Source organism: Leucobacter sp. G161, assembly GCF_001482305.1.
Classification (GTDB): Bacteria; Actinomycetota; Actinomycetes; order Actinomycetales; family Microbacteriaceae; genus Leucobacter.
This window is the reverse complement of the sequence record NZ_LOHP01000001.1, coordinates 22,638-47,613: the sequence shown is the minus strand read 5'-3', so window position 1 is coordinate 47,613 and position 24,976 is coordinate 22,638. Positions and strand designations below refer to the sequence as shown.

Annotated in this window: 22 protein-coding genes and 1 pseudogene; 9 read left to right on the top strand and 14 right to left on the bottom strand. The window is 62.4% G+C overall.

Annotated elements, in window-relative coordinates; genetic code table 11:
- The 3 genes and pseudogenes from sdhA to sdhC form a co-directional block, all read right to left on the bottom strand.
- Positions 1-1,832 (bottom strand): annotated as a pseudogene (sdhA, locus tag AUL38_RS00235) (succinate dehydrogenase flavoprotein subunit).
- Between the two features lie 45 nt (positions 1,833-1,877).
- Positions 1,878-2,321, bottom strand: coding sequence for a succinate dehydrogenase hydrophobic membrane anchor subunit (locus tag AUL38_RS00230; protein ID WP_059058077.1), 444 nt, complete (start codon positions 2,319-2,321; stop codon positions 1,878-1,880).
- 20 nt (positions 2,322-2,341) lie between these two features.
- On the bottom strand, positions 2,342-2,758 hold the full coding sequence (gene sdhC, locus AUL38_RS00225) for a succinate dehydrogenase, cytochrome b556 subunit (RefSeq protein ID WP_083506468.1): 417 nt from the start codon (positions 2,756-2,758) through the stop codon (positions 2,342-2,344).
- Positions 2,759-2,949: 191 nt separating this feature from the next.
- Between sdhC and AUL38_RS00220 the strand changes: the two genes are divergently transcribed.
- Positions 2,950-4,071, top strand: coding sequence for a mannose-1-phosphate guanylyltransferase (locus AUL38_RS00220; protein ID WP_059058075.1), 1,122 nt, complete (start codon positions 2,950-2,952; stop codon positions 4,069-4,071).
- Positions 4,072-4,267: 196 nt separating this feature from the next.
- Positions 4,268-5,611, top strand: a complete 1,344-nt coding sequence (gene aspS / locus AUL38_RS00215; protein ID WP_059058073.1) for an aspartate--tRNA(Asn) ligase — start codon at positions 4,268-4,270, stop codon at positions 5,609-5,611.
- Positions 5,612-6,216: 605 nt separating this feature from the next.
- Here aspS and AUL38_RS00205 read toward each other — a convergent pair.
- Positions 6,217-6,900: a bifunctional 2-polyprenyl-6-hydroxyphenol methylase/3-demethylubiquinol 3-O-methyltransferase UbiG gene (locus AUL38_RS00205; RefSeq protein ID WP_059058069.1), complete on the bottom strand. Its 684-nt coding sequence runs from the start codon at positions 6,898-6,900 to the stop codon at positions 6,217-6,219.
- Complete coding sequence (locus AUL38_RS00200) at positions 6,890-7,849, bottom strand: NAD(P)/FAD-dependent oxidoreductase (protein WP_059058067.1); 960 nt, start codon at positions 7,847-7,849, stop codon at positions 6,890-6,892. Before AUL38_RS00200 ends, AUL38_RS00205 begins: the two co-directional genes overlap by 11 nt.
- Before the next feature lie 110 nt (positions 7,850-7,959).
- Here AUL38_RS00200 and AUL38_RS00195 point away from each other — a divergent pair, with 110 nt between their 5' ends.
- Positions 7,960-8,517 (top strand): helix-turn-helix domain-containing protein, encoded by a 558-nt coding sequence (locus AUL38_RS00195; RefSeq protein WP_059058065.1) that lies wholly within the window; start codon positions 7,960-7,962, stop codon positions 8,515-8,517.
- 80 nt (positions 8,518-8,597) lie between these two features.
- A complete protein-coding gene (locus AUL38_RS00190; protein ID WP_059058062.1) occupies positions 8,598-9,731 on the top strand; it encodes an FAD-dependent oxidoreductase in 1,134 nt (377 codons plus the stop codon).
- Between the two features lie 77 nt (positions 9,732-9,808).
- Here AUL38_RS00190 and AUL38_RS00185 read toward each other — a convergent pair whose 3' ends face one another.
- From AUL38_RS00185 to AUL38_RS00155, 7 genes are all read right to left on the bottom strand, one after another.
- The gene (locus tag AUL38_RS00185) at positions 9,809-10,075 is read right to left on the bottom strand and encodes a type II toxin-antitoxin system prevent-host-death family antitoxin (RefSeq protein ID WP_161937380.1); all 267 of its coding nucleotides are present in this window, start codon (positions 10,073-10,075) and stop codon (positions 9,809-9,811) included.
- A 76-nt stretch (positions 10,076-10,151) separates the two neighbouring features.
- Positions 10,152-11,318 carry a glycerate kinase gene (locus AUL38_RS00180; protein ID WP_059058059.1) on the bottom strand — a complete coding sequence of 389 codons (1,167 nt, stop codon included), beginning with the start codon at positions 11,316-11,318 and terminating at the stop codon, positions 10,152-10,154.
- 65 nt (positions 11,319-11,383) lie between these two features.
- Positions 11,384-12,550 carry a sugar diacid recognition domain-containing protein gene (locus AUL38_RS00175; protein ID WP_059058057.1) on the bottom strand — a complete coding sequence of 389 codons (1,167 nt, stop codon included), beginning with the start codon at positions 12,548-12,550 and terminating at the stop codon, positions 11,384-11,386.
- A gap of 3 nt (positions 12,551-12,553) precedes the next feature.
- The gene (locus tag AUL38_RS00170; RefSeq protein WP_059058055.1) at positions 12,554-12,856 is read right to left on the bottom strand and encodes a Dabb family protein; all 303 of its coding nucleotides are present in this window, start codon (positions 12,854-12,856) and stop codon (positions 12,554-12,556) included.
- Between the two features lie 38 nt (positions 12,857-12,894).
- Positions 12,895-13,188 carry a glutaredoxin family protein gene (locus AUL38_RS00165; RefSeq protein ID WP_059058053.1) on the bottom strand — a complete coding sequence of 98 codons (294 nt, stop codon included), beginning with the start codon at positions 13,186-13,188 and terminating at the stop codon, positions 12,895-12,897.
- A gap of 85 nt (positions 13,189-13,273) precedes the next feature.
- Positions 13,274-14,029, bottom strand: a complete 756-nt coding sequence (locus AUL38_RS00160; RefSeq protein ID WP_161937379.1) for a TetR/AcrR family transcriptional regulator — start codon at positions 14,027-14,029, stop codon at positions 13,274-13,276.
- A 311-nt stretch (positions 14,030-14,340) separates the two neighbouring features.
- A complete protein-coding gene (locus tag AUL38_RS00155; RefSeq protein WP_083506464.1) occupies positions 14,341-15,924 on the bottom strand; it encodes a class I adenylate-forming enzyme family protein in 1,584 nt (527 codons plus the stop codon).
- Positions 15,925-16,462: 538 nt separating this feature from the next.
- On the opposite strand from AUL38_RS00155, the gene AUL38_RS00150 reads away from it, so the two are divergent.
- The 5 genes from AUL38_RS00150 to AUL38_RS00130 all read left to right on the top strand — a co-directional run bounded on the left by AUL38_RS00150 (position 16,463) and on the right by AUL38_RS00130 (position 22,410).
- On the top strand, positions 16,463-17,350 hold the full coding sequence (locus AUL38_RS00150) for a hypothetical protein (protein WP_059058046.1): 888 nt from the start codon (positions 16,463-16,465) through the stop codon (positions 17,348-17,350).
- A 48-nt stretch (positions 17,351-17,398) separates the two neighbouring features.
- A complete protein-coding gene (locus AUL38_RS00145) occupies positions 17,399-17,878 on the top strand; it encodes a TRAP transporter small permease (RefSeq protein ID WP_059058044.1) in 480 nt (159 codons plus the stop codon).
- Positions 17,875-19,284, top strand: a complete 1,410-nt coding sequence (locus AUL38_RS00140) for a TRAP transporter large permease (RefSeq protein ID WP_083506461.1) — start codon at positions 17,875-17,877, stop codon at positions 19,282-19,284. The genes AUL38_RS00145 and AUL38_RS00140 overlap by 4 nt, the downstream gene beginning before the upstream one ends.
- 157 nt (positions 19,285-19,441) lie before the next feature.
- Positions 19,442-21,235 (top strand): enoyl-CoA hydratase/isomerase family protein, encoded by a 1,794-nt coding sequence (locus tag AUL38_RS00135; protein WP_059058040.1) that lies wholly within the window; start codon positions 19,442-19,444, stop codon positions 21,233-21,235.
- A 332-nt stretch (positions 21,236-21,567) separates the two neighbouring features.
- Complete coding sequence (locus AUL38_RS00130) at positions 21,568-22,410, top strand: hypothetical protein (RefSeq protein ID WP_059058038.1); 843 nt, start codon at positions 21,568-21,570, stop codon at positions 22,408-22,410.
- A 179-nt stretch (positions 22,411-22,589) separates the two neighbouring features.
- On the opposite strand, the gene AUL38_RS00125 is transcribed toward AUL38_RS00130, so the two are convergent.
- Together AUL38_RS00125 and AUL38_RS00120 are read right to left on the bottom strand one after the other, a co-directional pair.
- Positions 22,590-23,903: a nucleotidyltransferase gene (locus AUL38_RS00125; RefSeq protein WP_059058036.1), complete on the bottom strand. Its 1,314-nt coding sequence runs from the start codon at positions 23,901-23,903 to the stop codon at positions 22,590-22,592.
- Positions 23,904-23,905: 2 nt separating this feature from the next.
- Positions 23,906-24,502, bottom strand: a complete 597-nt coding sequence (locus tag AUL38_RS00120) for an SLATT domain-containing protein (protein ID WP_059058152.1) — start codon at positions 24,500-24,502, stop codon at positions 23,906-23,908.
- Between the last annotated feature and the right edge of the window lie 474 nt (positions 24,503-24,976).

Below are 24,976 nucleotides of genomic sequence, written 5' to 3'. Positions count from 1 at the left end.
CTAGTACTTCCTCTCCAGTGGCGGGTAACGCAACTCGCCGTCTTCGTCCTTCAGTACGGTGACCGGCTTCCAATCCAGGCGGATGTGGTCCTCGGGGTTCGCCGAATGTGGGTCGCCCGTGGGGTAGGCCATCGTGTGCTGCATGTACTTCTCGTCGTCACGATCCGGGTAGTCGTCGCGCATGTGGCCGCCACGGCTCTCCTTGCGGTTGCGCGCCGTGTAGGTCAGCACCTCCGCGAGGTCGAGCAGGAACCCGAGCTCAATCGCCTCGAGCAGGTCGGTGTTGTACCGCATGCCGCGATCCTGCACGCCAACGTTCATGTAGCGCAGGCGCAGATCGTGGATCACGCCGAGCACCTCCGTGAGCGAATCCTCGGTGCGGAACACCTGGGCGCCGCGGTCCATGGCTTCCTGCAGCTCGCGGCGGAGGTCCGCAACGCGCTCGGTGCCGTTACCGTGACGGAACTGCTCGACGAGCTCGCGAATCTCCTTCGCGGGATCCGCGGGGAGGTCGACGAAATCGGCGGTCACGGCGTAGTCAGCTGCCGCGTTACCCGAGCGCGTACCGAACACGTTGATGTCGAGCAGCGAGTTGGTGACGAGACGGTTCGAGCCGTGCACGGACACGCACGCGCACTCACCCGCGGCGTACAGGCCGGGAACGACGGTGTCGTTGTCCATGAGGACCTCGGCGTTGACGTTGGTCGGGATGCCGCCCATCGCGTAGTGCGCGGTCGGGAAGACGGGCACGGGCTCAACGACGGGATCGACGCCGAGGTAGGTACGAGCGAACTCGGTGATGTCCGGGAGCTTCGTCTCGAGCACCTCGGCGCCCAGGTGGGTGCAGTCGAGGTAGACGTAGTCCTTGTTCGGGCCGGCGCCGCGGCCGTCAAGCACTTCCTGCACCATCGAACGGGCGACGATGTCACGCGGCGCGAGATCCTTAATTGTCGGCGCGTAGCGCTCCATGAAGCGCTCGCCACTCGCGTTACGGAGGATCGCACCCTCACCGCGCGCACCCTCGGTGAGGAGGATGCCGAGGCCCGCAAGGCCGGTCGGGTGGAACTGGTAGAACTCCATGTCCTCGAGCGGAAGACCCTTGCGCCAGATGATGCCGACGCCGTCACCGGTGAGGGTGTGCGCGTTCGACGTCGTCTTGAAGATCTTGCCGAAGCCACCGGTCGCAAAACGATCGACTTGGCCTGGAAGACGTGCAGCTGGCCGGTCGCGAGCTCGTAGGCGACGACGCCTGCGGGCTTGCGGTCCTTGCCCTCGCCGGTCATGACGAGGTCGAGCACGTAGAACTCGTTGTAGAAGTTGATGCCCAGCTTCACGCAGTTCTGGAACAGCGTCTGCAGAATCATGTGGCCCGTGCGGTCAGCGGCGTAGCAGGCGCGGCGAACCGCAGCCTTACCGTGATCGCGGGTGTGCCCGCCGAAGCGACGCTGATCGATCTTGCCGTCAGCCGTACGGTTGAAGGGCAGGCCCATGTTCTCGAGGTCGATGACGGCCTCGATGGCTTCCTTGGCGAGGATCTCCGCCGCATCCTGGTCGACGAGGTAGTCGCCGCCCTTGACGGTGTCGAAGGTGTGCCACTCCCAGTTGTCTTCCTCGACGTTTGCGAGTGCAGCAGCCATGCCGCCCTGCGCCGCGCCCGTGTGGGAGCGAGTCGGGTAAAGCTTCGAGATGACAGCGGTCTTGGCCTTCGGGCCAGCCTCGATCGCGGCGCGCATGCCCGCACCACCCGCTCCGACGATTACAACGTCGAACTGGTGATAGGTCACGCCGTCCTTCACTGTGACGTCTTCGCCCTCATGAGTGTTCGTGGTCACTGGTTTCCTTACTGCTGAATTCTGTACGTCTCTGAGGCTCGGCGGTTACTTCGCCGAGCAGAAGGAGGCAACGAGCGAGGGGTCAGCCCCCGCCGGGCACGGATCAAAGGTGAAGATCACGAGTGTGCCGAGGAGGATAAGGAGCCCTGCGGAGAGCCACAGCAGGGTGCGGAGCACCTTGTTCAGGCCCGGGCGCACGACGTAGTCGTTCACGATCGTCCGCATGCCGTTCGCGCCGTGGATCAGTGCGAGCCACAGCAGCAGGAGGTCCCAGACCTTCCAGAACGGGTTCGCGAGCTTGCCGCCCACAAAGCCGAAGTCGATGGCGCTGATGCCGTCACCGATCATCAGGTTCGAGAAGAGGTGTCCGAACACGAGCACGACCAGCAGCACGCCAGAGACGCGCATGTAGATCCAGCCCCACTTTTCCCAGTTGGTGTTCTTCTTTGCCGGGGTCTTCGCGCGGGGCGCGTCAATTGTCATAGCCATGATTGTTACTCCGCCCTCGCTTAGTGACTGAACACGTTGATCAGGTGACGCGGCAGGAAGCCTGCCATCGTCACAGCCCAGAGCACGATAACGATCCAGAACATCGTCTTGTGGTACTTGGCGCCCTTGCTCCAGTAGTCCACAAGAATAATGCGCAGACCATTGAACGCGTGGAACACGATGGCTGCGACAAGCGCTGCCTCACCGAGGCCCATGATCGGGGTCTTATAGGCGCTCATCACCGCGTTGTAAGCCTCAGGGCTCACACGAATGAGTGCAGTGTCAAGCACGTGCACGAGCAAGAAGAAGAAGATGGCGACACCGGTGATGCGGTGAAGCACCCAGGACCACATGCCCTCGTTGCCACGGTAGAGCGTACCGCCACGTTGGGCTTTCTTCTTCGCCGCTGGAGCGGCTTCAGCGGGTAGGGCTGACACGAGCTTCCTCCTTGGTCGTCACGCACACGCAGCAGAGTCAGCATTCTTGAGGAGGCACCCGATATGCGGGCACGCCACATTGCTGAGAGTTCTCTGCGACTTCCATTATGGCACTCTCTGGGGGTGTCACGAACACCCCCTCGCGAGTCGGCGATAGGAAGCCACCCATGAGCATTCATTAGGCTGGCTCTATGACGTCTCCGAACCCCGCGCTCGATCGCCTCACCTGTGTCATCCCCGCGGGTGGAGTGGGCTCGCGGCTATGGCCTCTCTCCCGCGCCAACGCGCCGAAGTTCCTGCTCGACCTGACCGGCGCGGGCGACTCGCTGCTGTCGGCGACGTGGTCGCGGCTGAAGCCGCTCGTGCCCACCGAGCGAATTATGGTCGTGACCGGAAATGCACACCGGGAGTCGGTAGTTGAGCAACTTCCGGACATCCTCCCTGAGAACCTCGTCACTGAAAGCGAGCCGAAAGATTCCTCGGCAGCGATCGGACTCGCCGCGGCGATCCTTGAACTGCGCGATCCCGACGCGATCCTCGGCTCGTTTGCGGCCGATCACGTGATCCGCGGCGACGTGCTCTTCCGGCGCGCGGTCGCGACGGCCGTTCGCGCAGCCGACCAGGGCTACATCGCGACCATCGGAATCCACCCCACCCACGCGGCGACCGGCTTCGGGTACATCTCGTGCGGCGAAGCCCGCACCGATCTCGCACCCTTTGACCTCTACGACGTGACCGAGTTCGTTGAGAAGCCCGACGCGGAGACCGCCGAGCGCTACCTGAAATCGGGCGGCTATCTCTGGAACGCCGGAATGTTCATCGCGAAGGCGAGTGTGCTCCTCGATCAGATGGCGCTCGCTGAGCCCGAACTCGTCGACGCCCTGCGCGAGATCGCAGCCTCCTGGGGCAAAAAGCGCGGCGCCGAGGTGCGAGAACGGCTCTGGCCGACGCTGCCAAAGATCGCCATCGACTACACGGTTGCGGAGCCCGCAGCTGCCGCGGGCAAGATGGTCTGCGTTGCGGCGCACTTCGAGTGGGACGACGTGGGCGACTTCGCTTCGGTCGCCAACCTCCTGACGCGCGGCCGTCCGTCCGATCTCGCCGTGCTCGGCGACGGCGCACAGGTCCTGTCCGACGCCTCAAGCGGCATCGTCGTTTCTGAGAGTGACCGCCTCGTCGCGCTCGTCGGTATGGAAGACGTCGTCGTGGTCGACACCGCCGATGTGCTGCTCGTGACGACTAAGGCGCGCGCGCAAGACGTCAAGCGCCTCGTCGAGCGCATGAAGGTCTCGGGCGGCGGACACCTGCTCTAACCTGCGGCTCGACCGCCCCTCCCTTCTCGGCCCTCTTCGGTGTCCTCAGCGCCCAACACATAACGTCTCGGCGAAGTCCTGCCCCTTGTGCTGCAGAAAACTGGCCGTTTCGCTGAGTCGATACCGTTTCGGCGTCCGAGGAAGGCGAGAGGCAGGCTGGAGAGCAGGCCGCTCCCGGTCGGAGTAGACTGTGCGGGTGACTGAGCGAGTATTAATCAAGGATCTGGCCGCCCGCGAGGACGGCACCGTACGTGTATCTGGCTGGGTTGAGAAGGTTCGCGACCAGCGGTACGTGCAGTTTGTGGTGCTCCGCGACGAGTCGGGCGCTGTCCAGCTTGTCAACGGTGGTGTGCTCCGCGAGCCCGACCCCGAGAATCCCCGCTCAGATATTCTCGTGCCCCGCACGACCACGATCTCCGAGCTCACCCACGGTACCTTCGTGACCGTCGAGGGCGAGCTGCAGCACAACGAGCGCGTGAAGCTTGGCGGCGTCGAGATTCAGATTGAGACGATCGAGGTTGTCGCGCAGTCGCTGCCCGACAACCCGGTCGCGGACGACTCGAACATCGACGTGCGCCTCGACTGGCGCTTCCTCGATCTGCGTCGCCCCGAGCAGAACCTCGTGTTCCGTGTGCAGACCACGTTCCTGCACGCGCTGCGCACCCTCTGGGTCGAGCGCGGTTTCATCGAGATCCAGACCCCGAAGCTCATGGCTTCTGCATCAGAGTCGCGCGCTGAGCTCTTCGAGGTCGAGTACTTCGAGGGCAAGGCGTTCCTCGCGCAGAGCCCGCAGTTCTTCAAGCAGATGGCGCAGGCGGCCGGCTTCGGCGGCATCTTCGAGGTTGGCCCCGCGTTCCGCGCCGACCACTCGTTCACCTCGCGCCATGCGACCGAGTTCACCTCGATCGACACCGAGATCAGCTGGATCGACTCGCACGAAGACGTCATGGAGCTCCACGAGGAGCTCATCGTCGCTGGCCTCACCGCGGTGAAGGAGAAGCACGGCGAAGAGATCCAGAAGCTCTTCAACGTGGATCTGCAGATCCCCGCACGCCCGTTCCCGCGTATTCCCCTCGCCGAGGCGAAGGAGATCGTGAAGAGCCGCGGCTACGAGGTGCCTCGCGCCGACGCAGACATGGATCCCGAGGGCGAACGCCAGATCGCAGCGTACGTGCAGGAGAAGTTCGGCACGGACTTCGTCTTCCTCACGGACTACGACTCGTCGATCCGCCCGTTCTACCACATGCGCAACGATGAGAACCCGGAGCTCACCAAGAGCTACGACCTCATCTACCGCGGCACCGAGATCTCGACGGGCGCGCAGCGCGAGCACCGCATCGAGGTACTCGAGGCGCAGGCGCGCGACAAGGGTATGAACCCCGAAGAGCTCGGCTTCTACCTTGACTTCTTCCGTTACGGTGTTCCGAGCCACGGCGGCTTCGGCATGGGCCTGAACCGTGTGCTCATGCTCATGCTCAACCAGCCCTCGATCCGCGAGACGACGTACCTGTTCCGCGGCCCGAACCGCCTGCTGCCGTAAGTCAGCTTCTCACGCAGGGCGCTCTCGTGTTCCGACACGGGGGCGCCCTTTGCGTTCTCGCCTCTCGCCTCTTCGCAATTGAAAGTGCAGGCCGCAGCGAGCAAACAACGCTGACTTGCCATGACCTCAGCGAGGTCATGACCCTTTTGCTGCAAATCACTCCTAACCTCGCTGAGGTCATGGCTGATGAGCGATTCAGGGTGGGCGCGACTTCGCCTTGAGAGGTGCTGGCCATAGCGAGAAAGGTCTTCGCGCTAGAGCTTCGATTGAGAAGAGCCGCGTTTCGCACGGCCGGCTCTTTCCTTGTGCACGCCTGGCACCCGCGGGTCGCAGCGCGCTCGACTTCCTCACCGCCCCCATTAATTGAGACCGACCTGTGTTTGGCCTGTACAGCAGTCGGTCTGGGTAAATCGGGGCAGTGAGGATGTCTGGCGTGGTTTCCTGCCGCACTGAGAAACATTGCCGTTCGCAACAGAGAGGACACCGCCTCATGGTCCCTCAGCACGCAGCACGGTACAACTCGAGAACGAGCACTTTCGTGTCACCGAGTGGATGATTCCGCAGGGGGCAACGGTCGCGATCGTGTTCGTTAAGGTCGAAAAGCTCTAGCGCTTCCTCGCAACAACGACGGTGTCGTAGTGGGTGCCGGCTTCGCCGTCAGGGCCGATCGCGGCACGATGCCGCAGCTCGGCGATGTCGACCTCCCACACCTCCGGATGAAGCGCGAGATCGGCGAGCTCAGCCTCCGGCGTCGGAAAGTAGCCGGGTCCGTGGTGTTGGTGCCCCGTACCCGAGTGGCCGGACTGCTCCCCCGCCGCCCACGACGGCGGGGCACCGTGCGAGACGAGCACGAGTCTGCCACCCGGCGCGACGCGTGCCGCGGCAGCACGCAGCGCCTCGGGGCGCGGCAGGTGTGCCGGCGACTGCAGAAAGCTTGCGGTGACGAGGTCGAAGGGGGCTTCCGAGCCGTCGATGGCCCGCGGGTTCTCGATCCAGTCTCCGAGGTCGGCTGCGATGAACGTCGCTTCAACACCGCGCGATAACGCTTCTGCCCGACCGCGAGCGACCGCGGTCTGCGAGAGGTCGATGCCCGTGGCCTGCCACCCGTGCTCGGCGAGCCACAGCACGTCGCCGCCCTCGCCGCAGCCGAGATCGAGCGAGCGTCCAGGGGCGAGATCCGCGACAACTGCGGCGAGCGCCGTGTTGACCTTGCCCGACCACATGCGGTCGGCCTCGCCGTAGCGCCGCTCCCAGAACTCGGCCGGGGTCAGTTCCGCCTCAGTCATCATGCTCCTTACTCAGTGCCACGGTGAAGTCTTCCTCCACCAGGGCGAAGTTTACCGAGCCACCGGCTGCCGCTCCTGACCCCATCGCCATGGGCACGGTCGCCATTGGTGCGGCGACGTTGCCGACGGCCCACACGCGCTGGTGGCTCGTCCGGCCAAAGCCATCGACTGTCAGGAAGCTCCCGTGGGGTGCCTCGGTGCGCGTAAGATCGAGGTCGGCTATGAAGCCATCCAACGGGACCATGGTGCTCGCGGTGAGGATCGCGTCGATCTCGTGGCTGAGCCCATCTGCCGTTCGCACGCCTGTCACACCCGTCCCATCGCCAAGGATCTCCGTGACCGGCGCGCTCACGATCCGCATGCCGCGTGCGAGGAGGGAACGTTCGACTGTGGGGTCGAGTGGTCCGAGTTCCGCGCTAAACACAGTGACGTCGTCGCTCCACTGCCGGGCAAGCTTCACCTGGTGCAACGAGGCCGGAGAGGTGGCGAGCACAGCGATCCTGCTCCCGCGCACTTCCCAGCCGTGGCAGTAGGGACAGTGAAGCACACTGCTCCCCCAGTAGTCACTCAGCCCGGGGATCGCCGGGAGGTCATCGCGCACGCCTGTCGCGATGACGAGGGCACGTGCGGTGAGGGTCTCGGAGGCGCTTCCCTCCGTCAACGGCGCGAACTCGATGGCGAGCCTGTCGCCCGCGTCGCGCACCCGAACGACGCTGCCTTCGACGAACTCGACCCCGTACGCCGCCGCTTCTGCGCGGCCACGCTCGAGGAGGCTCTCGGGTGTGGCGCCGTCGTGGCCGAGGACGTTATGCATGTGCGCGGCGAAGCGGTTGCGCGGGCTTCCCGAATCGATCACGATTGTGCGGCGCAGGGAGCGGCCGAGGGTCTGCGCGGCGCTCAGCCCCGCGGTGCCGCCCCCGACAATGATGACGTCAGCGTGTGTCTGTTCCATACCGGTATCGTCCCGCGAGGGGTGCAATAATGGCAATCAGAATTGCCGTATTGGCAAGTCGCTCAGTGGGCGCCTTGACTACCTCAGCCCGAGCACGCAGAAGGAGCACTGTGGAAGAACTGCAGCAACTGGGAGCACGCCTCCGCGCCGCTCGGCAGGAGCGCGGCTGGACCCTCGACGACCTCGCGGGCCGCGCAGGCATGTCAGTCAGCACGCTCTCACGGCTCGAATCGAGCAAGCGCCAGGCCAGCCTCGAGCTGTTGCTTCCGCTTACGAAGCAGCTCGGGATCCGCATCGACGATCTCCTCGAGCAGCAGCCGCGCGACCCACGCGTGCATCGCTCCCCCGTCACCCGCGGCAGCATGACAATCGCGCCGCTCACACGCGAGGAATCCGATGTTCGCGCGTTCAAGATCACGTATCGCCCCGAGGCTCCGCAGCGGCCGGCGCAGACCCACGAGGGGCACGAGTGGCTCTACGTACTCTCGGGGCGACTGCACCTCGAGCTCGGCGAGCAGCAGCTCGTGCTGCAGCAAGGCGAAGCCGCAGAATTCGACACCACGACGCCGCACCGCATGTGGGCCGCAGGCACCAGACCGGCAGAGGTCATCAGCATCTTCAACACCGTGGGCGAGCGCGTGCACCTGCATTCCCACTCGGCCGATTGACTCTTCCGCCGCCCGGCCGTCGTGACGAGAGATGACGGAGTTCCTCGCGCAGAGGATTGCTTCACGGCTACCCTCGAAGCATGGCTGAGCACACGGATCACCTCCTCATCGGCGGCGGCATCATAGGGCTCGCGACCGCCTGGCAGCTGGCCCGCCGCGGCGAGCGGGTACGCCTCATTGAGCAGTTCGAGCCGCACCACACGCGCGGCGCCTCACACGGCTCCACCCGCAACATCAACAACGCCTACCACGAGGAGTTTTATCTGGACCTCTTCGACGAGGCGTTCGCACTGTGGCGGGACCTGGAGCAGCAGGCCCCGGAGCCGCTGCTCAAGCTGCACGGCCTCGTCACTCAGGGCGATGAGGCGACGGTGCTCGCCTCCCACGAGGCGCTCACCGCGCGCGGGGCCGACGTCGAACTCCTCGACCCGGCTGCGGCGAACGCCCGCTGGCCGGGGATGCGGTTCGCCGGCCCCGTCCTCGTCGGGAACCAGGCGGGGATCGGGTACGCGGCCCGGGCGCTCGATGCGTTCCAGGCCGCAGCTGTTCGTGACGGCGCGATCATCGAGCGGGGCAGTCGGGTCGTCGCAATCGATCCGGCCGCGGACCGCGTGCGCGTGACCGTCGCTGACGCGAGTGGCGCTACCCGCATCATCGAGGCCGGCCACGCGATCGTCGCGGCGGGCGCCTGGTCCCAACCGCTGCTCGAGGGGATCGTGGATCTCCCCCGCCTCACCGTCACAGAGGAGCATCCCGCGCACTTCACCCCACGCGATCCCGCACTGGTCTGGCCATCGTTCAACCACATGTTCGCTCCCGACCAGCTCGACGAGCGAGGCGGCAATGTCTATGGCATGCCGAGCCCGGGCGAGGGCGTGAAGCTCGGGCTGCACGCGGTGGGGCACGAGGTGGACCCGGATCAGCGCACGTTCGCCCCGACACCCGAGGTGCGTGCGGCGGTGCGGGATCACGTCGCAGAATGGTTTCCGGGCCTCGACCCAGACACGGGTGTCGAGATCAGCTGCACCTACACGTCGACGCCGAACGGCCGCTTCGTGCTCGACCGTGTGGGCCCACTCACCGTCGCAGCCGGGTTCTCGGGGCACGGCTACAAGTTCGCACCCGCGATCGGGCGGATCCTCGCGGACTCAGCAACCGGGATCGGGCTGCCGCCGGAGGAGTTCCGGCTCGCCTCCCACGCGAAGACCCGCTGAGGGTCACCGGCGCGCTCGGTGAGCTCCTGCGTGTCCCGCCGCGCGGATGCAGGGCGCTTTCGCGAGCGGAACCCGAGTCAGGTTCCCCGCTTGCGCGCTTTGTTTGCCGGCACCGCCGCCGAGCGGTCCGCGACCAAGTTCGCCGCAAGCGACAGAACCTTGAGCTCTGCCTCTCGCAGCAGGCGTCGCTGCTCGTCGTACTCTGCCGCGGAGAGCACGACCGCAACCGGTTTACCGTGGCTGGTCAGTTTCACCGGCCGTTCCTGCGCTTGGGCGGCCACAAAGCCGACGCCGCGCCGAGCGGCGACAGTCGAAGACATAGCGAGGGGCTGCGTGTGCGTCATGGCACCAAAATAGCCCAGGACACCTAACGGTGCGCAGAACATGCACCGGCTATCGGCAAGCGTTCAGTCAAAGACCTCAGCCGGATACGCTCGCCCGCACGAGCGCGGCCGCGTGCGCTGCGGTCTCCGCGATCCTGTCCTCGGTCACCGCGACGAGGTCGGAGAGGCACGTCGGGCCGGGCGCGATCGAGAAGGCCGCAGTGACGCCCGCCGCCCGGCACTCGACCGCAGCGAGCTCGACCGCGCCGGCGATCACCACGAGCGGGGCCGCGGCCGGCCGCGTGCGCGCGACCAGATCGACGACCTTGCCGTTCACGGATTGACTGTCGAGCCGCCCCTCCCCCGAAAACACAAGATCGGCGCCCGCCATGAGCTCGGGCAAGCCGACCGCTTCGGAGACGAGGTCAGCGCCCGCGACAACCTCGGCGCCGAGGAGTGCGACCGCGGTGAGCGGGATTCCGCCAGCAGCACCAAACCCGGCGCGCTCGGTGTAGTCGCTCGCGGGGACCCCGTTTCTCGCGGCCAGCAGCATCGCGAGCCGTTCCAGCCCCGCGTCAATGATCGGCACGTCCGCGGGCGTCGCCCCCTTCTGCGGCCCGAATACGGCCGCGGCGCCCTCGGGTCCACAGAGCGGGAAGCTGACGTCGACCGCGATCCGCCACTCCGCAGTGAGCGCGCGCGGATCGAGCCCCGAATCATCGATCGTGGCGATGTCGCCGAGGCCGCGTGCGCCCGGCGCGACCTCGCGGCCCGCGGCATCGAGGAACCGCACGCCCAGGGCGCGGAGGATCCCGGTGCCGCCCTCGTTCGTCGCGGATCCGCCGACGCTCAGCAGGATTTCACTGACGCCCTGGTCGAGCGCGTCGAGCACGAGCTCGCCGACGCCGAACGTATCGGCGTCGAGCGGCCTGAGGGGGACGTCACTCACCCAGGGGAGCCCGTTTGCCTCGGCCGCCTCGATCATTGCGGTGGCGCCGTCGACGCTGATGCCGTAGCGCGCACGACGCTGCCTGCCGATCGCGTCGCGCGCCGTCACCTCGCGCGCCTGCACGCCCCACACTGCGAGCAGCGCGTCGAGCGTGCCCTCCCCGCCGTCGGCGAGCGGAATGGCTAGGTAGTCGGCGGCATCACCGTAGACCGCGCGGGCACCCGCGAGCATCGCGTGCGCGGCGGCTGCGGCAGAGCAACTGCCCTTAAACGAGTCGGGGGCTGCGATAATCAGGGGGCGTGTACTCGCTGGCATGCGCCTCAGTTTAGACGCGTTCCCTCCCACTCAACAGGTGCGAAAGGCACCACAATAGCGCGATACTATTCCCCAATCGGTGCGCTATGCACCTTATTTGCGGATCGATACGTGAGCTCCTGCTCCGCAGCGAGTGCCAACGCGAGAATTGCGGCCTGCTCGGGCACGCGCACGTCGAATCCGGTGCGCTCGGCGATGGACGCGAGCCGGCGTCGCACCGTGTTGCGGTGCGCGTACCCCGACCGTGACGCCTCGGCGGCGACGCCGGAGCCGAGATACGCGGCGAGCGTCTCACGCTCCCCCGGCGTCACCCCGTCGAGGAGCACGGCCAGGTTCGCCGCGGCGCCCTCCGGAAGATGGGCGGCAACCAGCCGCAGCTGCAGCGTGCGCGCCGCCCGAACCTCGCCGACCGCCCAGAGCGCGGATCTCGTCGACAGCGCGGCAAGCGTCCCGGCCTCACTGGCGAGCGAGGCGTCGGTCGCAGCGATGTCGCTGTGGAGGATCGACGCGGTGGGGAGTATCGCCGAGAGCTCGTTGGCGAGGGCCGCGGCGCCGGCGTCCAAACCGGATCCGGATCCGCGCGCGAGCGCAACGCCACCCGCCAGCACCCACAGCACCCCGCGCAGTGCCCCCACGACGGCCTGCGCACCGAGAAGCTCCCGCACCCGAGCGGCAGCGGTCGCGTCGATCCCGCCCGGTGCGCCCGCCGCATCAACCACCGCGAAGAGCTGCCACGGCCCCGTGAGCCTCGGCGCACGCCGCGCGAGCAGCCCGACCGCGTCCTGTGGCCGCGCTCCGTACACGAGGCGGGCGAGCAGATCTCTGTCTCTGGCATCACGCTGTGACTCGCCAGCCAGTTCAGCTTCTCGCTCGAACAACAACCCGATCGTGAGCGCGAGCACTGGCGCGAGCGAACGCACGTTCGCGGGTTCCCCGGTCACCCCGACAACGCCGATGACCATACCGCGATGCTCGAGCGGCACATTCACCCCGGCCTGCTCTCCCGAGCGAGCCGAGCCTGCTTCCACGGTCACCACAGAGTTCGTCGCGGCGGCCTCGCGCGCACCCGGATGCAGAGTACCAACGCGGCTCGCATCGTTCGATGCGACGATCACCCCGTGCGCATCCATGAGGTTGAGGTTCTCCTGCAGCGCCGGCGTCAACTCATCGACGATCCGCTGCGCGAGCGCCTGGCTCAGGTGGACCCTCTGCGACTGCGGCTCCGCGGTCACCGGTTAGACCTCGAAGTCGACCCCGGCCCGACCCGCGGAACGCTCCTTGACGAGCGCCACGACCTCGAGGTGATCCGGGTGAGTCGCGTAGACATCGAGCGCGGCCTGATCCGCGTGGTCACTCACCAACACAAGATCCCAGTTCGCTTCGGCGTTGAGCTCGTTGAGGTGCACATCGAGGGCGAGGATCCCGGGGACGGTCGCCGGGAGTGCACGCAGCGCCTCCGCGATCTCCGTCGCCTGATGCGCACGGACCTCTGCGGTCTCGCCGTTCATTTTCCAGCTCACAATGTGGCGCACTGCCATGATGTCTCCTTTGATGCGGTGCAGGTGGGTGCGGGCAGTTAGCGCCGCCAGAACGAGGATTTGGATGATCGAGCGGCGCGGCGCACGGCCGCATCGAACTTCACCGGGTCGACCCGCCAGATCGCGTGGCGCTTCTCCCCGATGCGCACAACGGGAATCTCCTCCGAGTGCAGCCGGGCGAGTCCCTCGTCCTCGAGGATGTTCAGCTCGATGAGCTCGGTCGCGATCTTGTCTTGTGCGAGCTGGGCGCACACCTGCTCGATCGCCGCGCGAGCGTCATCACAGAGGTGACAACCGGGCTTGCCGAGGAGGGTGATGCGTACGGGTTCCACGGCTCCAGTCTAGGGCGCGGAGACTCGTGGGCGTGCGGCACAGCCCGGGTATCGTCACATGTTCGCAGCCGCCTAATGGCCACAGCTACGTATCCCGCTCCGCTTCAGAGGCAGTGAATCTCGAAGGGGCATACGTTTGCACCGGCGCCAACCATGGTTTGAGCGTGTGCAGAAACACCGCAAGATCCTCCACGCTCCGATCTGTGCCTGAGCGGGCGGACACCACACCATACAAAATGTTGTGAGCGAACTGCGCGGTGATTTCCTCTGCTGACTCAGATTGCTCAGGTCGGTACCAGGTCCAAAGATGGTTAACCATTCCAAATATCTGCAAAGAGGTGAGTCGAGCGTTCTTGACAGCGAAAACGCCCTTGGCCTCCCCCTTCCGCACTATTCCCACCATCAAGGCTGCATACTCAGAACGGAGAGTCTGCAGCTCGGGAGTCATCTCAGCAAACAGATAGTGCGCGTACTCGCGCATGAACGCAACAGTCCCTGCGCGATCGTCACGGTGCGCGCGAATCGTGAGGTAGATCGCAGCGGTGAGCTGTAGCTCCGGATCGTCAACCTCTGCCAAGATACGTGAAAACTCTTCAACCCGGCGGAGAAAATACTGAGTTTGCGCTTCCTGCATCATGTGATCTTTCGTCGCGAAGTGATGCACTACGGTGCCCTTAGTCACCCCCGCAGCCTCCGCGATCGACGAAATACTCGTGGCCTGGTAACCGCGCTGCGCGACCAGGTGCGTGAAAGCATCGAGAATATTCTGCCGCGTATCGATGCCGCGCTCCGCTAACGCTGCAGCTCTTGGCCGACCGCGGGGTGCAGTGGGTCTAGACAATGGCAAAACCCGCTACTGCAAATTGATCCCTCAAGATAAACATCTGCACTTTCTGTGACGGGCTCCCTGCAAGCTATGCTGCACAGCAACCCGCGCATCTTTCTCCAACTCGCCAGGTCATCGCTGCGCCCTGCGGCGACGTCGTTCGAATCAATGGTAACCCCCTTCCGGCCACCGTTACCGCAATACAGATTTTGAAATCACTGGCGTACGAGCCCCAGCCACAGCCGGAGAGAACCGGGCGAAGCCGCCTTGGCAGCAAGCTTGTGCCGCTCGCCGCCTGCTGGAACCAACCTCACTGGATACATCTGCTAGGCCACGGGAATGCCGGTCGTCGCAAACTGCTCGCGCAAAATGAACTTCTGCACTTTCTGTGACGGATTTCGTGGGAGCTGATCCACGAACATCACTGCGCGGGGCTTCTTGAAACCGGCCAGGTACTGGCCGCAGTATGCAACGACGTCTTCAGATTGAATCGCAGCTCCTTCCTTCTTCACCACTACGGCACACACAGTTTCAGTAAGCGCCGGGTGGGGTACCCCGATCACTGCTGCATCCAGAATCTCTGGATGCCGCTTCAACACATTCTCAATCTCGGCTGGAGAGAGGTTCTCTCCGCCGCTACGGATAATGTCCTTTAGGCGTGCGGTGAACTTTAAGTGCCCTCCCTCAATCACACCTCCGTCGCCGGTCCGACACCAGCCGTCGATGAACGTCTGGTCGTTCTCCTCAGGCCGGTTCCAGTACCCGAGCGAGCCAGCTGGACTGCGAGTCCAAATCTCTCCGGCGACCCCAGCGGGAACATCGCGTCCGTCTTGGTCGCGAATTGAGACCTCGGTATACGGTGAGGGAATACCGACTAGTTCGGGGCGATCAAACATCAACCCTGGAGGACTCGAAACAGCAATCGGTGTACCTTCCGTCAGTCCGTACACCTGCGTGAGCTCGACATTCGGAAGAAGAGCCTTGATTGCGTTCGCGGTGACCGGGGAAACAGTATCTCCGCCAGTCACAATGCGTCTCACCCGATGGAGTCCAGCCAACTCGTCAGGCCTCTTCCGAGTCAGCTCCTGCAGCATCGACGGAAAGAGCATCAGCTCCGTTGTGCCTACGTTCTCTGCAACCTCAAGCGCGCGCTCGAGGCTGAAGCCTGTGCTACCAAACACCACGACGGTTCCCCCGGCGAGCAGTGTCGGTAGGCCAAAGTTCTCGAGCGCACCAACGTGGTGAATAGGTCCATTCAGCTGCGTGACAGTCTCCTGCCCGTACCCCCACTCAATACGCTGCATGGCTGAGTACCAGAGCGTGTTGCTGTGACTCCAGATCACGCCCTTCGGGCTGCCCGTGGTCCCAGAGGTATACATCAGCATGGCGGGATCAGAGGGGTCAGGTAGGGCAACGTTCGGTTCATCCGAGCTCGCTGCCCTAAGCTCCGTCAGGTTAGCCCACCAATCGGCGGCCGACAGTTCAACTCCAGGGCCAAAGTAGTGAAGCACCGGCAGCTCGTCCCGAATAGCCTCAAGGCTATCTAGGACATGTGTTTCTGCCACCAGCACCTTGCAGCCGGAGTCCTGGAGAATGAACTCCAGTTCTTCGCTCCGCAGGCGAAAATTAATTCGGACTGCAATCGCACCCAAACGAGTTGCCGCGAGATAGAGCGCCCAGTATTCCACGCTGTTGTGAAGCGCCAGTCCGACCCGGTCACCCGGCCGCACCCCGAGCTCGTGAAGCCCGTTGGAGAACTGCCAGGTCAGCTCACGCAGCTCAGAAAAACTCAGGGCTTCTTGATCTTCAAACCTAATGGCCGGTGCGGAGTCATCGAAACGAGAAAGCTGATTCTCGGATTGACGAATGGTAAAGGAAATATCCATGATTGCCTGAACTCTTTCTGGCATCGCCTCTGACGCCTTCGGACTCACTATTTGATATGGCTGGATAATTAATCTCGCTCGATTAATTTTGGAACACGATACACGACATACCCACCGAATGGGCTACGAATTTCCTGCCTACAAAATTCAAAACCGAAGCCGCTCTAACCCTTGCGCAATCTAAAAAGTCGGCTATTCTCTACATTAATCGTACAATCGACCAATTAATGAAGTCCAGGATTCTGCCCACCCCACAAGGACGTTGGCCCCGCAGAACACCCAGCACACTCAAGCCCCTTCGAGCCTGCCTTGCAGGGCAAACCGAACCACCGTCGCCATACCGACGCTCACCTGTCATGCCCTCAGCTACGCACGACTGCGCGGTACAGACCCAACATGAAAGGGATCACTAATGAACTCCCCTCGTAGGCAACTCCTTCGCATCACAGCAATAGCAGCAGGGCTCTCGCTCGCGCTCGTCGGCTGCAGCGGGAGCCCGTCTCCTGCGAGCACCAACGACGGTGCTTCTGCGGATGAACCCAGCCCCGTCACTATCCGCGCAATGACTGCTCAAGTACGTGACGCAAATGAACACCTCGGCTTTTGGTCATTCGTTGACGAGCTCAGCGAGAACGCCCCCTGGATCACCATTGAGTACATGGGCGGCCCAGAAACCATTCCGGGGACGGAGCAGGCAGAGGCTGTGATGTCCGGTGCGGTGGACATGTCCAGCTTGTGCTCCTGCTACTATTCACACCTTCTGCAGTTTGCTGACGTCATGGGCCTGGCGACCACCAGCCCACTCGAGGATCGTGAGAATGGCGCTTTCGAGATTCTCGATTCGATGCACGCAGACAATGGGCTCAAGCTCGTCGGGCAGGGGCTCGAGCACTACGGTGCGCAGATGCAGTTGGGCGAAAAGTACAAGTCTCTCGACCCAAACAATATCGACCTAGACGGCTTCCTCATCCGAGGATCTGCTTCACAGATGCCCGCGATAGAAGGACTTGGTGGGCAGTCCGTCAATCTCCCAATCTCCGAGGTGTACAACGCGATGGACCGTGGCACAACTGACGGATTTATCGCTGGCAACTTCGGCGTAGAAGGTCTCGGGCTGAAGGAGGCCGTAGTCGCGACCCTGAACGTTGAACTCATGAGTGGCGCCTACCCCATCGTGATGAACCTCGCGAAATGGGACAGCTTGGAGCCAGCGACGCAAGACGCGATCAATCAGGCGATCGTGACCACTGAAGGAAAACTCGGGGACATATTCCTCCCGCTAGTGGAAGGCCAGTTAGCGGACTTCGAGGCTGACGGGATCGAGATCGTCACGCCCTCGAGCTCAGAATCCGCCAGGATTACGGAGATCGTGGTGAATGGCGCGTGGGATGATCTCCTGTCCCGCAGCCCGGAATCCATGCCTCTCGCAGAAATCTACGGGATTAAGTAGCACCACAGCATGTCCAGGCGCGGTTTCAGCGCAGCTTATGACGTTGGTGTGGCGTGGCTCGCACGCGGCACTGCAGTCATCGCAGGCGCTTGTTTTGTCTACATGTTGGTGGCCACAGCCCTCGGCGTGTACTACCGGAAAGTACTGTCGCAACCCTCTGCGTTCCTTTTTGGCAGCAGCGAAGTTGCGATGGGCCTCACTGTGTTTCTATCGCTGGCTTTCGTCATGCTTCACAACGGCCATGTACGCATGGAGGTTCTTCCGGCCGCAGCTCGTAGAGGCAAGATTCTCGCAGGCAGACTCTCCACGCTCATCTCAGCCTTCGTGCTCGGCGCCTTCGCAGTCGTCGTATTCAGGCAGTTCTTGAACGATGTGGATCTCGGGATCAGGATTGGATCAAATAGTGGCCCGCCACGTTGGATTCCGATGCTCGCCCTTGCGATTGGCCTGACCACGTTCGCCCTCACGCTGCTGCGGAGGCAAACCGTCCTTGACGCCGATGACAGCAGCGAGGAGCTATCAGAATGACAACTCTTCCAATTTGGGTATGGGTACTATTCATGTTCGGCGGGCTGGCGGTCATGTTGCTCGCCCGGTTTCCGATAGGCGTGGCTCTGCTGGTCGTGTCCGCCGGCGGTGCAATGCTCCTTTTCGGGGCAGCCTCTGGTCTGCAAATGGCTGCTATCGCAGCTGTGACGAGCGTATCCACCTTTACGCTCGTCGCCATCCCCTTATTCATCTTGATGGGTGAAGTCCTGTTTCGTTCCGGTCTCATGCTCACCGCTATCAGCGGCCTCGACCAGATGCTGAGCAACGTCAAAGGTCGCCTCGCATTCCTAGCAGTGTTTGGCGGTGGCCTCATGGGAGTGCTCTCCGGTTCGGCAGTTGCTTCGACTGCCGTCCTCGGAGGATCACTCATTCCTGAAATGCAGCGCAGGGGGTACTCGCCAAAACTGGCCTCGGGGTCTGTTTTGGCTGCCGGGGGTCTCGCTATGGTGTTGCCGCCCAGCGCCGTAGTGATTGTTTGGGGTTCCACCGCAGGAGTTCCGGTTGGACCACTGCTCATCGCTGGCGTAGTGCCAGGGCTTTTGATGGCAGTGGGCTATGCGCTGGTTGTAAAGACCATTGTGAAACGTGACCCCGCTAGCGACCACGGTTACATCGAGGCGTGGAGACGTCCCTCCGAACGAAGCGGCCATACTGAGGTGCCCACCGGTACCCTGAGTGCTTCTGGCGTGCCGACACACGTTGTCAGCATCACTGATCAGGCTAGCCCCTCGAAAAGCCAAGTCGTTGCGGCATCCTGCTGGTTGTTTGTGATCATCGTCGCAACGCTAGGAAGCATCCTCTCGGGAATAGCTACCACTTCTGAGGCAGCCGCAATCGGTGTCGTTCTCACGCTCCTTGCCGCCATCAGCACGAAGAGCCTCAACTGGGAAGCGCTCTATCGCTCGCTCTATCACGCGTTACTCAACACAGGCATGATCTTCTTCCTGGTAGTTGGCGCGAGCATCTACGCCAGAGTCATGTCCGGCAGCGGCCTCGTTCGCTGGTTCGTAGGCGTGATTACCGGAGCAACCAATAACTCGCTGCTCCTCGTCATCATCATGGTGCTCATCGTCATCGTGCTTGGATTGTTCCTCGAGTCCGTGTCGCTACTGTTGATCACGATCCCGCTGTTCATGCCGATTGTCACCGCCGCAGGAATCGACCCTCTGGCATTCGGAATTGCAATGATCATTTCGATTCAGATCGGCACCATCACTCCGCCACTTGGGATGTCGCTCTTCGTCATGCGGAAGTTCGTGCCGCCCGGGGTCCCAATGAAGTCAATATTTATGTCGGTAGTACCGTTCTTCATCTCCGATATCACCGTCGTTGCGCTGGTTCTCACCTTCCCCGTGCTGGCTACATGGCTGCCCTCGATCATGTAGATCCGCTCAATAAGTCAGCGTCGCAGTTCGACGGACAGCAGGCTTCGGCCGTCAGCGAGCTGCGCCTACCACCGGGCTTTGGCCCGTACGACTCATTTTTTGCATTACTTCTCATCGCGGTATCGCCGTATCGCGGGATATTTCAAGGTGACCCAGCATGAACAGTAAAGATTCCGGTATCACGAGCACTTCCGGAGCGATCAGGTACGAGCGAAATAGCGAAGGAATCGTTACCCTCACTCTCGACAATCCGCACGGCCCAGTAAACGTCATGGACGAACCTTTCGAAGCCGCCCTCGGGGCGGTGGTGGATCGACTCCACGAAGAGGTAGACCAGACAAGCGGCGTCATTCTGGCCTCGGCCAAAAAGTCTTTCCTGGCAGGCGGCGATCTGAATAGGCTTGCTTCTTACACCGCGGAACACACGGAAGAACAGGTCGAGTCCATTGACGCGGTGAAAAGGCACTTCAGAGCGCTGGAGACCCTCGGGATACCGGTGGTCTCCACTATCAACGGGTCGGCGCTCGGCGGTGGTCTCGAGTTTGCTCTCGCAACGCACTACCGAATCGCTGCGGATGTGAAGGACAGCAAGATTGGGCTGCCCGAGATTGGCTTTGGACTATTGCCAGGCGCAGGTGGGCTCACCCGGGCCGTCTATATGTTCGGACTGAAACAGGCGCTCTACAAGATCGTGCTGCCTGCCACGCGTTTCACCGTTGCTGAAGCACATGAGCTCGGCCTCGTTGACGAGGTGGTGGACACTATCGCGGAGCTGCGGCCGCGGGCTCTCGAATGGATTCGTAAGAATCCTGCTCCAGCGAAAGCCTGGGATCTGCCAGGCTTTGAGCTCCCAGGCGGGATCTACGACGCAGATGAACTGCGTCGTAGTCTTCCGGAACCACTCGCCGACGCCGCTCTGCGCCCACGATTCCCCGCGCCTGCTGCCGCAATCATCGCTGCAGCAGAGGGAGCGGCTACAGGTATCGATGTTGCATTGCACATCGAGAGTCGATATCTCATTCGAGTCGCCACCGGGCAAGTCACCAAGAACATGATTCACGCACTGTTCTTCGACTCCTCCGCGGTTTCCCGTGGTGTGAAACGCCCAGTAGGTTTCGCCCCACGTCGCCTTGTACGAGTTCGACTCACAGGCACCGGGCACTCGGCGACCCTGCTGAGGCATGCCCTGGAGAAAGCCGGAGTCGAGGTGCGCACAGGTACGTCAGGTAGTGACGATGCACAGATGTCTCTCACTGAGTTGCCGCCCCGAGGCATGGCGGGACAGAAATCCAGGGAGAGGACCATTTCGTATCAGATCAGTATCGGAAACGGTGCCCCCGATACTGCCTCTACGCAGCTTCTGCTCTTCTCTCCGGTTGAGAACTTCAGGCTGCTGCAGATCGTCGAGACTCCTGACTCTGATCAGCGAGCGATCGGACTCGCCTACGATCTTGCCGATGCACTCAACAAACAAGCAATTCTCACGAAGAACACTCCCGAGTCTTTTGGCGAACGACTTATAAACCGCCTCCACAGCGAGTCGCAAGCGCTCATGAGCGAGGGCTTGACTCTGGAAGACCTTCACCAGGTAGTTTCAGCCGCTGGCTTCTCAGGGGAATCCGCAGTCTGGCTACCGACGTCCCCAACTGATCCTCAGGCTCAAAACACTGCGCTTCTCTCCCCATGCGTGGCTTCTGACGCCGAAGACAGACTGCTCTTTGCAGCGGCAATTACCGCGTTGAAGGCAGTCTCCGAGGGCAATATTGGTTCCACTGCCGAAGCGAATATCGCTTCTTTTCTCGCCGTGGGCTATCCGGTGTGGACCGGGGGCGCAGTGCGGTTTGCCACTCAGTATCAAGATGGCACAACTGGGTTTCGGCGCCGTTCGAATGAACTCAAGCACCAGCACGGGGAACGCTTCGACGTCGGCGAGGTCATCTCTGACGGATAAGCAGGCACCTGCGTGCGCATTCTTTTCCTCACGGAGAAACCCGTCTATGCTCGCCATTTCCTTCTAGCTGGTCGCTCGTGGCTGGCGGACAGGAGTCCATGAAACCTTCAGAGCCCCCAAGAATCTCTGCTCTTCATGAAGCTCGGAGAGGGAGCCAACAGGCAGGTGGCCGCCAGCAAAGTGAGCGCCAACTAGTCGGATACGCCTGACGCCAGGCCTGTTCCGTTCGGCCCACTCGTTCGTGCGCTATGGGTCGCCGACTTTACCGACAGCGAGTGTTGTAGGGCTGCGGGTTCCCGATCTAACCGTCGAGCCCGCGATAGTCTCGTGGCATGTTACCGGCGAGGAAAAAGTATGCTTTCGGACCGCTCTTCATCGTCCTGGGGGCAATTGCGACACTTGCGACGATCCTCGTCGCTGTGCTTCCTGTCGTCACCTGGGTCAATAGCAACGCGATCTGGTTACCTTGGTTGGTTGTCGCTGCGCTCGTTGCGGCCGTGATGCTATTGATCGCTCGAGTCACCGCTGCGAAGGAAGAGATAGTAATCGCCGACGAAACGATCGTCACCGAAGTCGAGAAAGCTAGACAGACGACTGAAGGCCTGAACAAAGCTAGGGCTGACGCCGATGCCGCAAAGTCAGACGCCGAAAAGGCGAAAGCCATGGCCCGTGCTGCGGTTGAACAAACGGAGACAGACAGGGTTGCAGCTGCCGCAGCGGAGGCTGATGCGGCAGAAACGAGGGCTGCACTGGAAAGCCTTCGATCTGCGTCTGCTGCATTGAGCGAGCCCGATCGCGACCTTGCCCGACATCTTTTCGAGTATGCGTCCGACGGCGAGCTGCTGACGATGCTCGGCTCCTTCTTCCCATACCAGATTCCACAGGGCCCCGTCCGACTGATTGACGAGCTCTCAGAGCTGCCTGTGATTCGAGCTGCGCGGAACGCTGAGCTAGAACGACACTTCGGTCAGCTCGCGGAAGCAGCCCGAACCTGGCGTTTGAAGTTCATGCGTGTTGCTTCGACGGACGGGGATCACTTCAACACGAAGCTCGACCGTCACGTCACGGATGCGGCATACAAGCAGCACACGGCGATGACTAATGAACTCGGCGACGCCGGGTTTGATCTGCACGAGAAGCTTCTCGCGTACCAGAGGTACTACGCGTCGCTGTAATCGGACTGCATGACCCAATCGGTTCCATCCTGCTCCCGGCGGCCAACTGTGTCATGGCTAACTACTGGCCTCGGAACCGATCCGCCCGCATGGCCCAGCCCCAACTCGAGGTCACCGTCCCCAGGTCAAGATTCGCGGCGCGCTTACTCCAGCGGATTGCTCCAGATCCCACTCGCTCATCAAGTGATACTCGGTGCCTTGGCGCTCGTGTTGCTAATCGGAACGTCGATGCGGTCCCGGGCGACAACAACCCCAGCCTTGACGACGTAGCACTCCACGACGTGTTCGCCCTTGAAGTCGGAGTGCTCGATCCGGACGCCTGGTCTGCTCGAGTCGACGATCTGGCCCCGGATCTTGTCGCGCCGCTCGGCCTCCGTTCCCCGGTTGACCACTTTCCACTTAAGTTCGTACGGCTCAGCGACGGTGCATCCGACGAGGCGGAAGGTCAGACTCCTGTCCGCTTTGAGCAGGGAACCCGTTCGCAACATCTCCCGGAGCCTGGTGGGCCTCCAGCCGTCCTGCGTCACTTCGCAGTCGATGGTGACGTCCTCAGAGATATCCACGGGGTACCAACTCTCGATGAATTGCTCGGTGTTCGTGAACGACCGCGAAGCCTCGCTCGTGCTCGTGGAGAGTAGCACGGAGGTCCCGAAGACCTCTCGCCACTTCTTATTGGCCGACGCCTTACCAGCGTCCTCGATCGCTTCGAGGCAGCGGTTGTAAGCTTTCTTTGCCTTTGGCTGGAACCGAGCCTTCACCGCGACGCGCTGGTTGCTCCCCAGCGCAAGGTAGTAGTCCTTGTCAGGTTCCTTTTTAAGGAATTCGAAGAAGTCTCGGACCATCCGGTCGAAGGAACCAGTTCCCGCCGAGTCGTAGTCGTCAGTTTGGGAGAAGAAACTGTGCACGAGGGTGTCGATGAGCAACCCACCCATGTTGACGCCATTTTGGTTCTTCCAAGCCCTCACCATCCGTGCAAGGTGCCGCATGTTCGCCGAGGTGCGATCGTTACACTCCTTGGTCGCCGTGATCTCCTCGCGCGGTTTAGTGACCTTCCACCTCTCGGCCTTCGTATCCGGGTAGTCGAAGCTGCCATCCGAATTCTCGAACGCCGGCTGAATCTCGAATTTGAAGGCGTTGCTGGTGAACTGCACCCGGACGACGCACTGGTCGACACGGACATCGGTTTTCGTGTACCGCGCTTTCAAGTCATCGCGGACGCGCTCTAGAATCCGACGTGGACCGGTGTCGCCATCGTAGGCTGAGCGAATCCCGGGTGGGAGGATGAAGATCATGTCGAGGTCGGACACGCCCTTGATTGCGGTATGCCGACCGAACGAACCAACCATGAGCTTGTAATCAGTACAGCCATCCTTGTCCCGGAAGTCCTTGTTAAGCGCCTTAACTATCTCGTCCCGACGGGATGCGACGATGCTAGATGTCTCGCCGACTTTGAGGTTTTCGAGCAGTGTGTCAAAGATCTCAGACGTTTTCATGGTCAGGCCTCACCCTCATCGAGTCGGAGTGTTTCCGGGAGGAACAGGTCGATCTCACGCGACGTAAACGTCATCTCTTCGTTGTTCTTGAGGCCACCCTGTGCACGTGCGAAGGCTTTAGGACTGGTCCTGGGTGCGCTGGAATAGGTGCCCCGCACCTCTTCCTGGAGCTCATCACGCCGCCGGCCACCTTCGGCTTCCGAGACGCTGCCGGCCATGAGGTCAGCGATCAGGGAGATGTACGACTCTCGGAGATCCCAGAGCTGGGAGGCGATTGCCCGATGCTCGTCGGACTCGTCGGCGAACCGAAAGGTTTTCGTGCCCAGGCTGATCCAGGTCACCAGCAGAGCGATGGACGAGGTCACCATGCTCGTCACTACTGGATCGCCAGTGAGCCCCAATACTGCGGCAAGAAAAGTACCGGAGCTAACCGCAGTGAGACCGATGAGTAGGCTCTGCTGCCACCGGTGCTTGGCGAAGCAGATGTCCGCCTGCTTTTCATGGGTCTTGTGGCTGTACACAACCCGCCCGAATGACTCGCGCACCTGCGCGAGTAGGTACGGTTCTCGGTCGGACGCCGCTGCTCGTTCGTCAATCAAATTGTTCCTATCGCTCGAAGCCTTCTGCTCGCGCACTCGGCTGCGGATGCTTCCTCTTCGAGTATCAATGCGACCACCGACATTCTCGTTTCTGGGCTGGAGCTCGCACTGGTGACGCAGCTTTAATGTCGCGTCCAACAGTGTTGATTCATCATTAATCATGAACAACGGAGGTCGCCACTTTGGTCACCAGAACCTCCTGAGGTCATCAGATTGGCTGGAATCGGCCGACAAGCCGGAATTGGGGTCGAACGCGTGTATTGCAGTTTCAACAGCGGGGAGGAGAGGCCGGCGGGTACGCGCCATTTTTTGAGAGCCGAGGCAAGGCCGAATACTCAGCCTTTGAGATTGAGTTTCGACGAATCCTAGACTCGACAAGACTGCGCGGCATGAACGAAACTCTCGACTTCATGATCGTGAGTAAATAGCGCGAAAGCGCGGGCCTGCAGATCGCGGACATGGTGGCACGCCCAA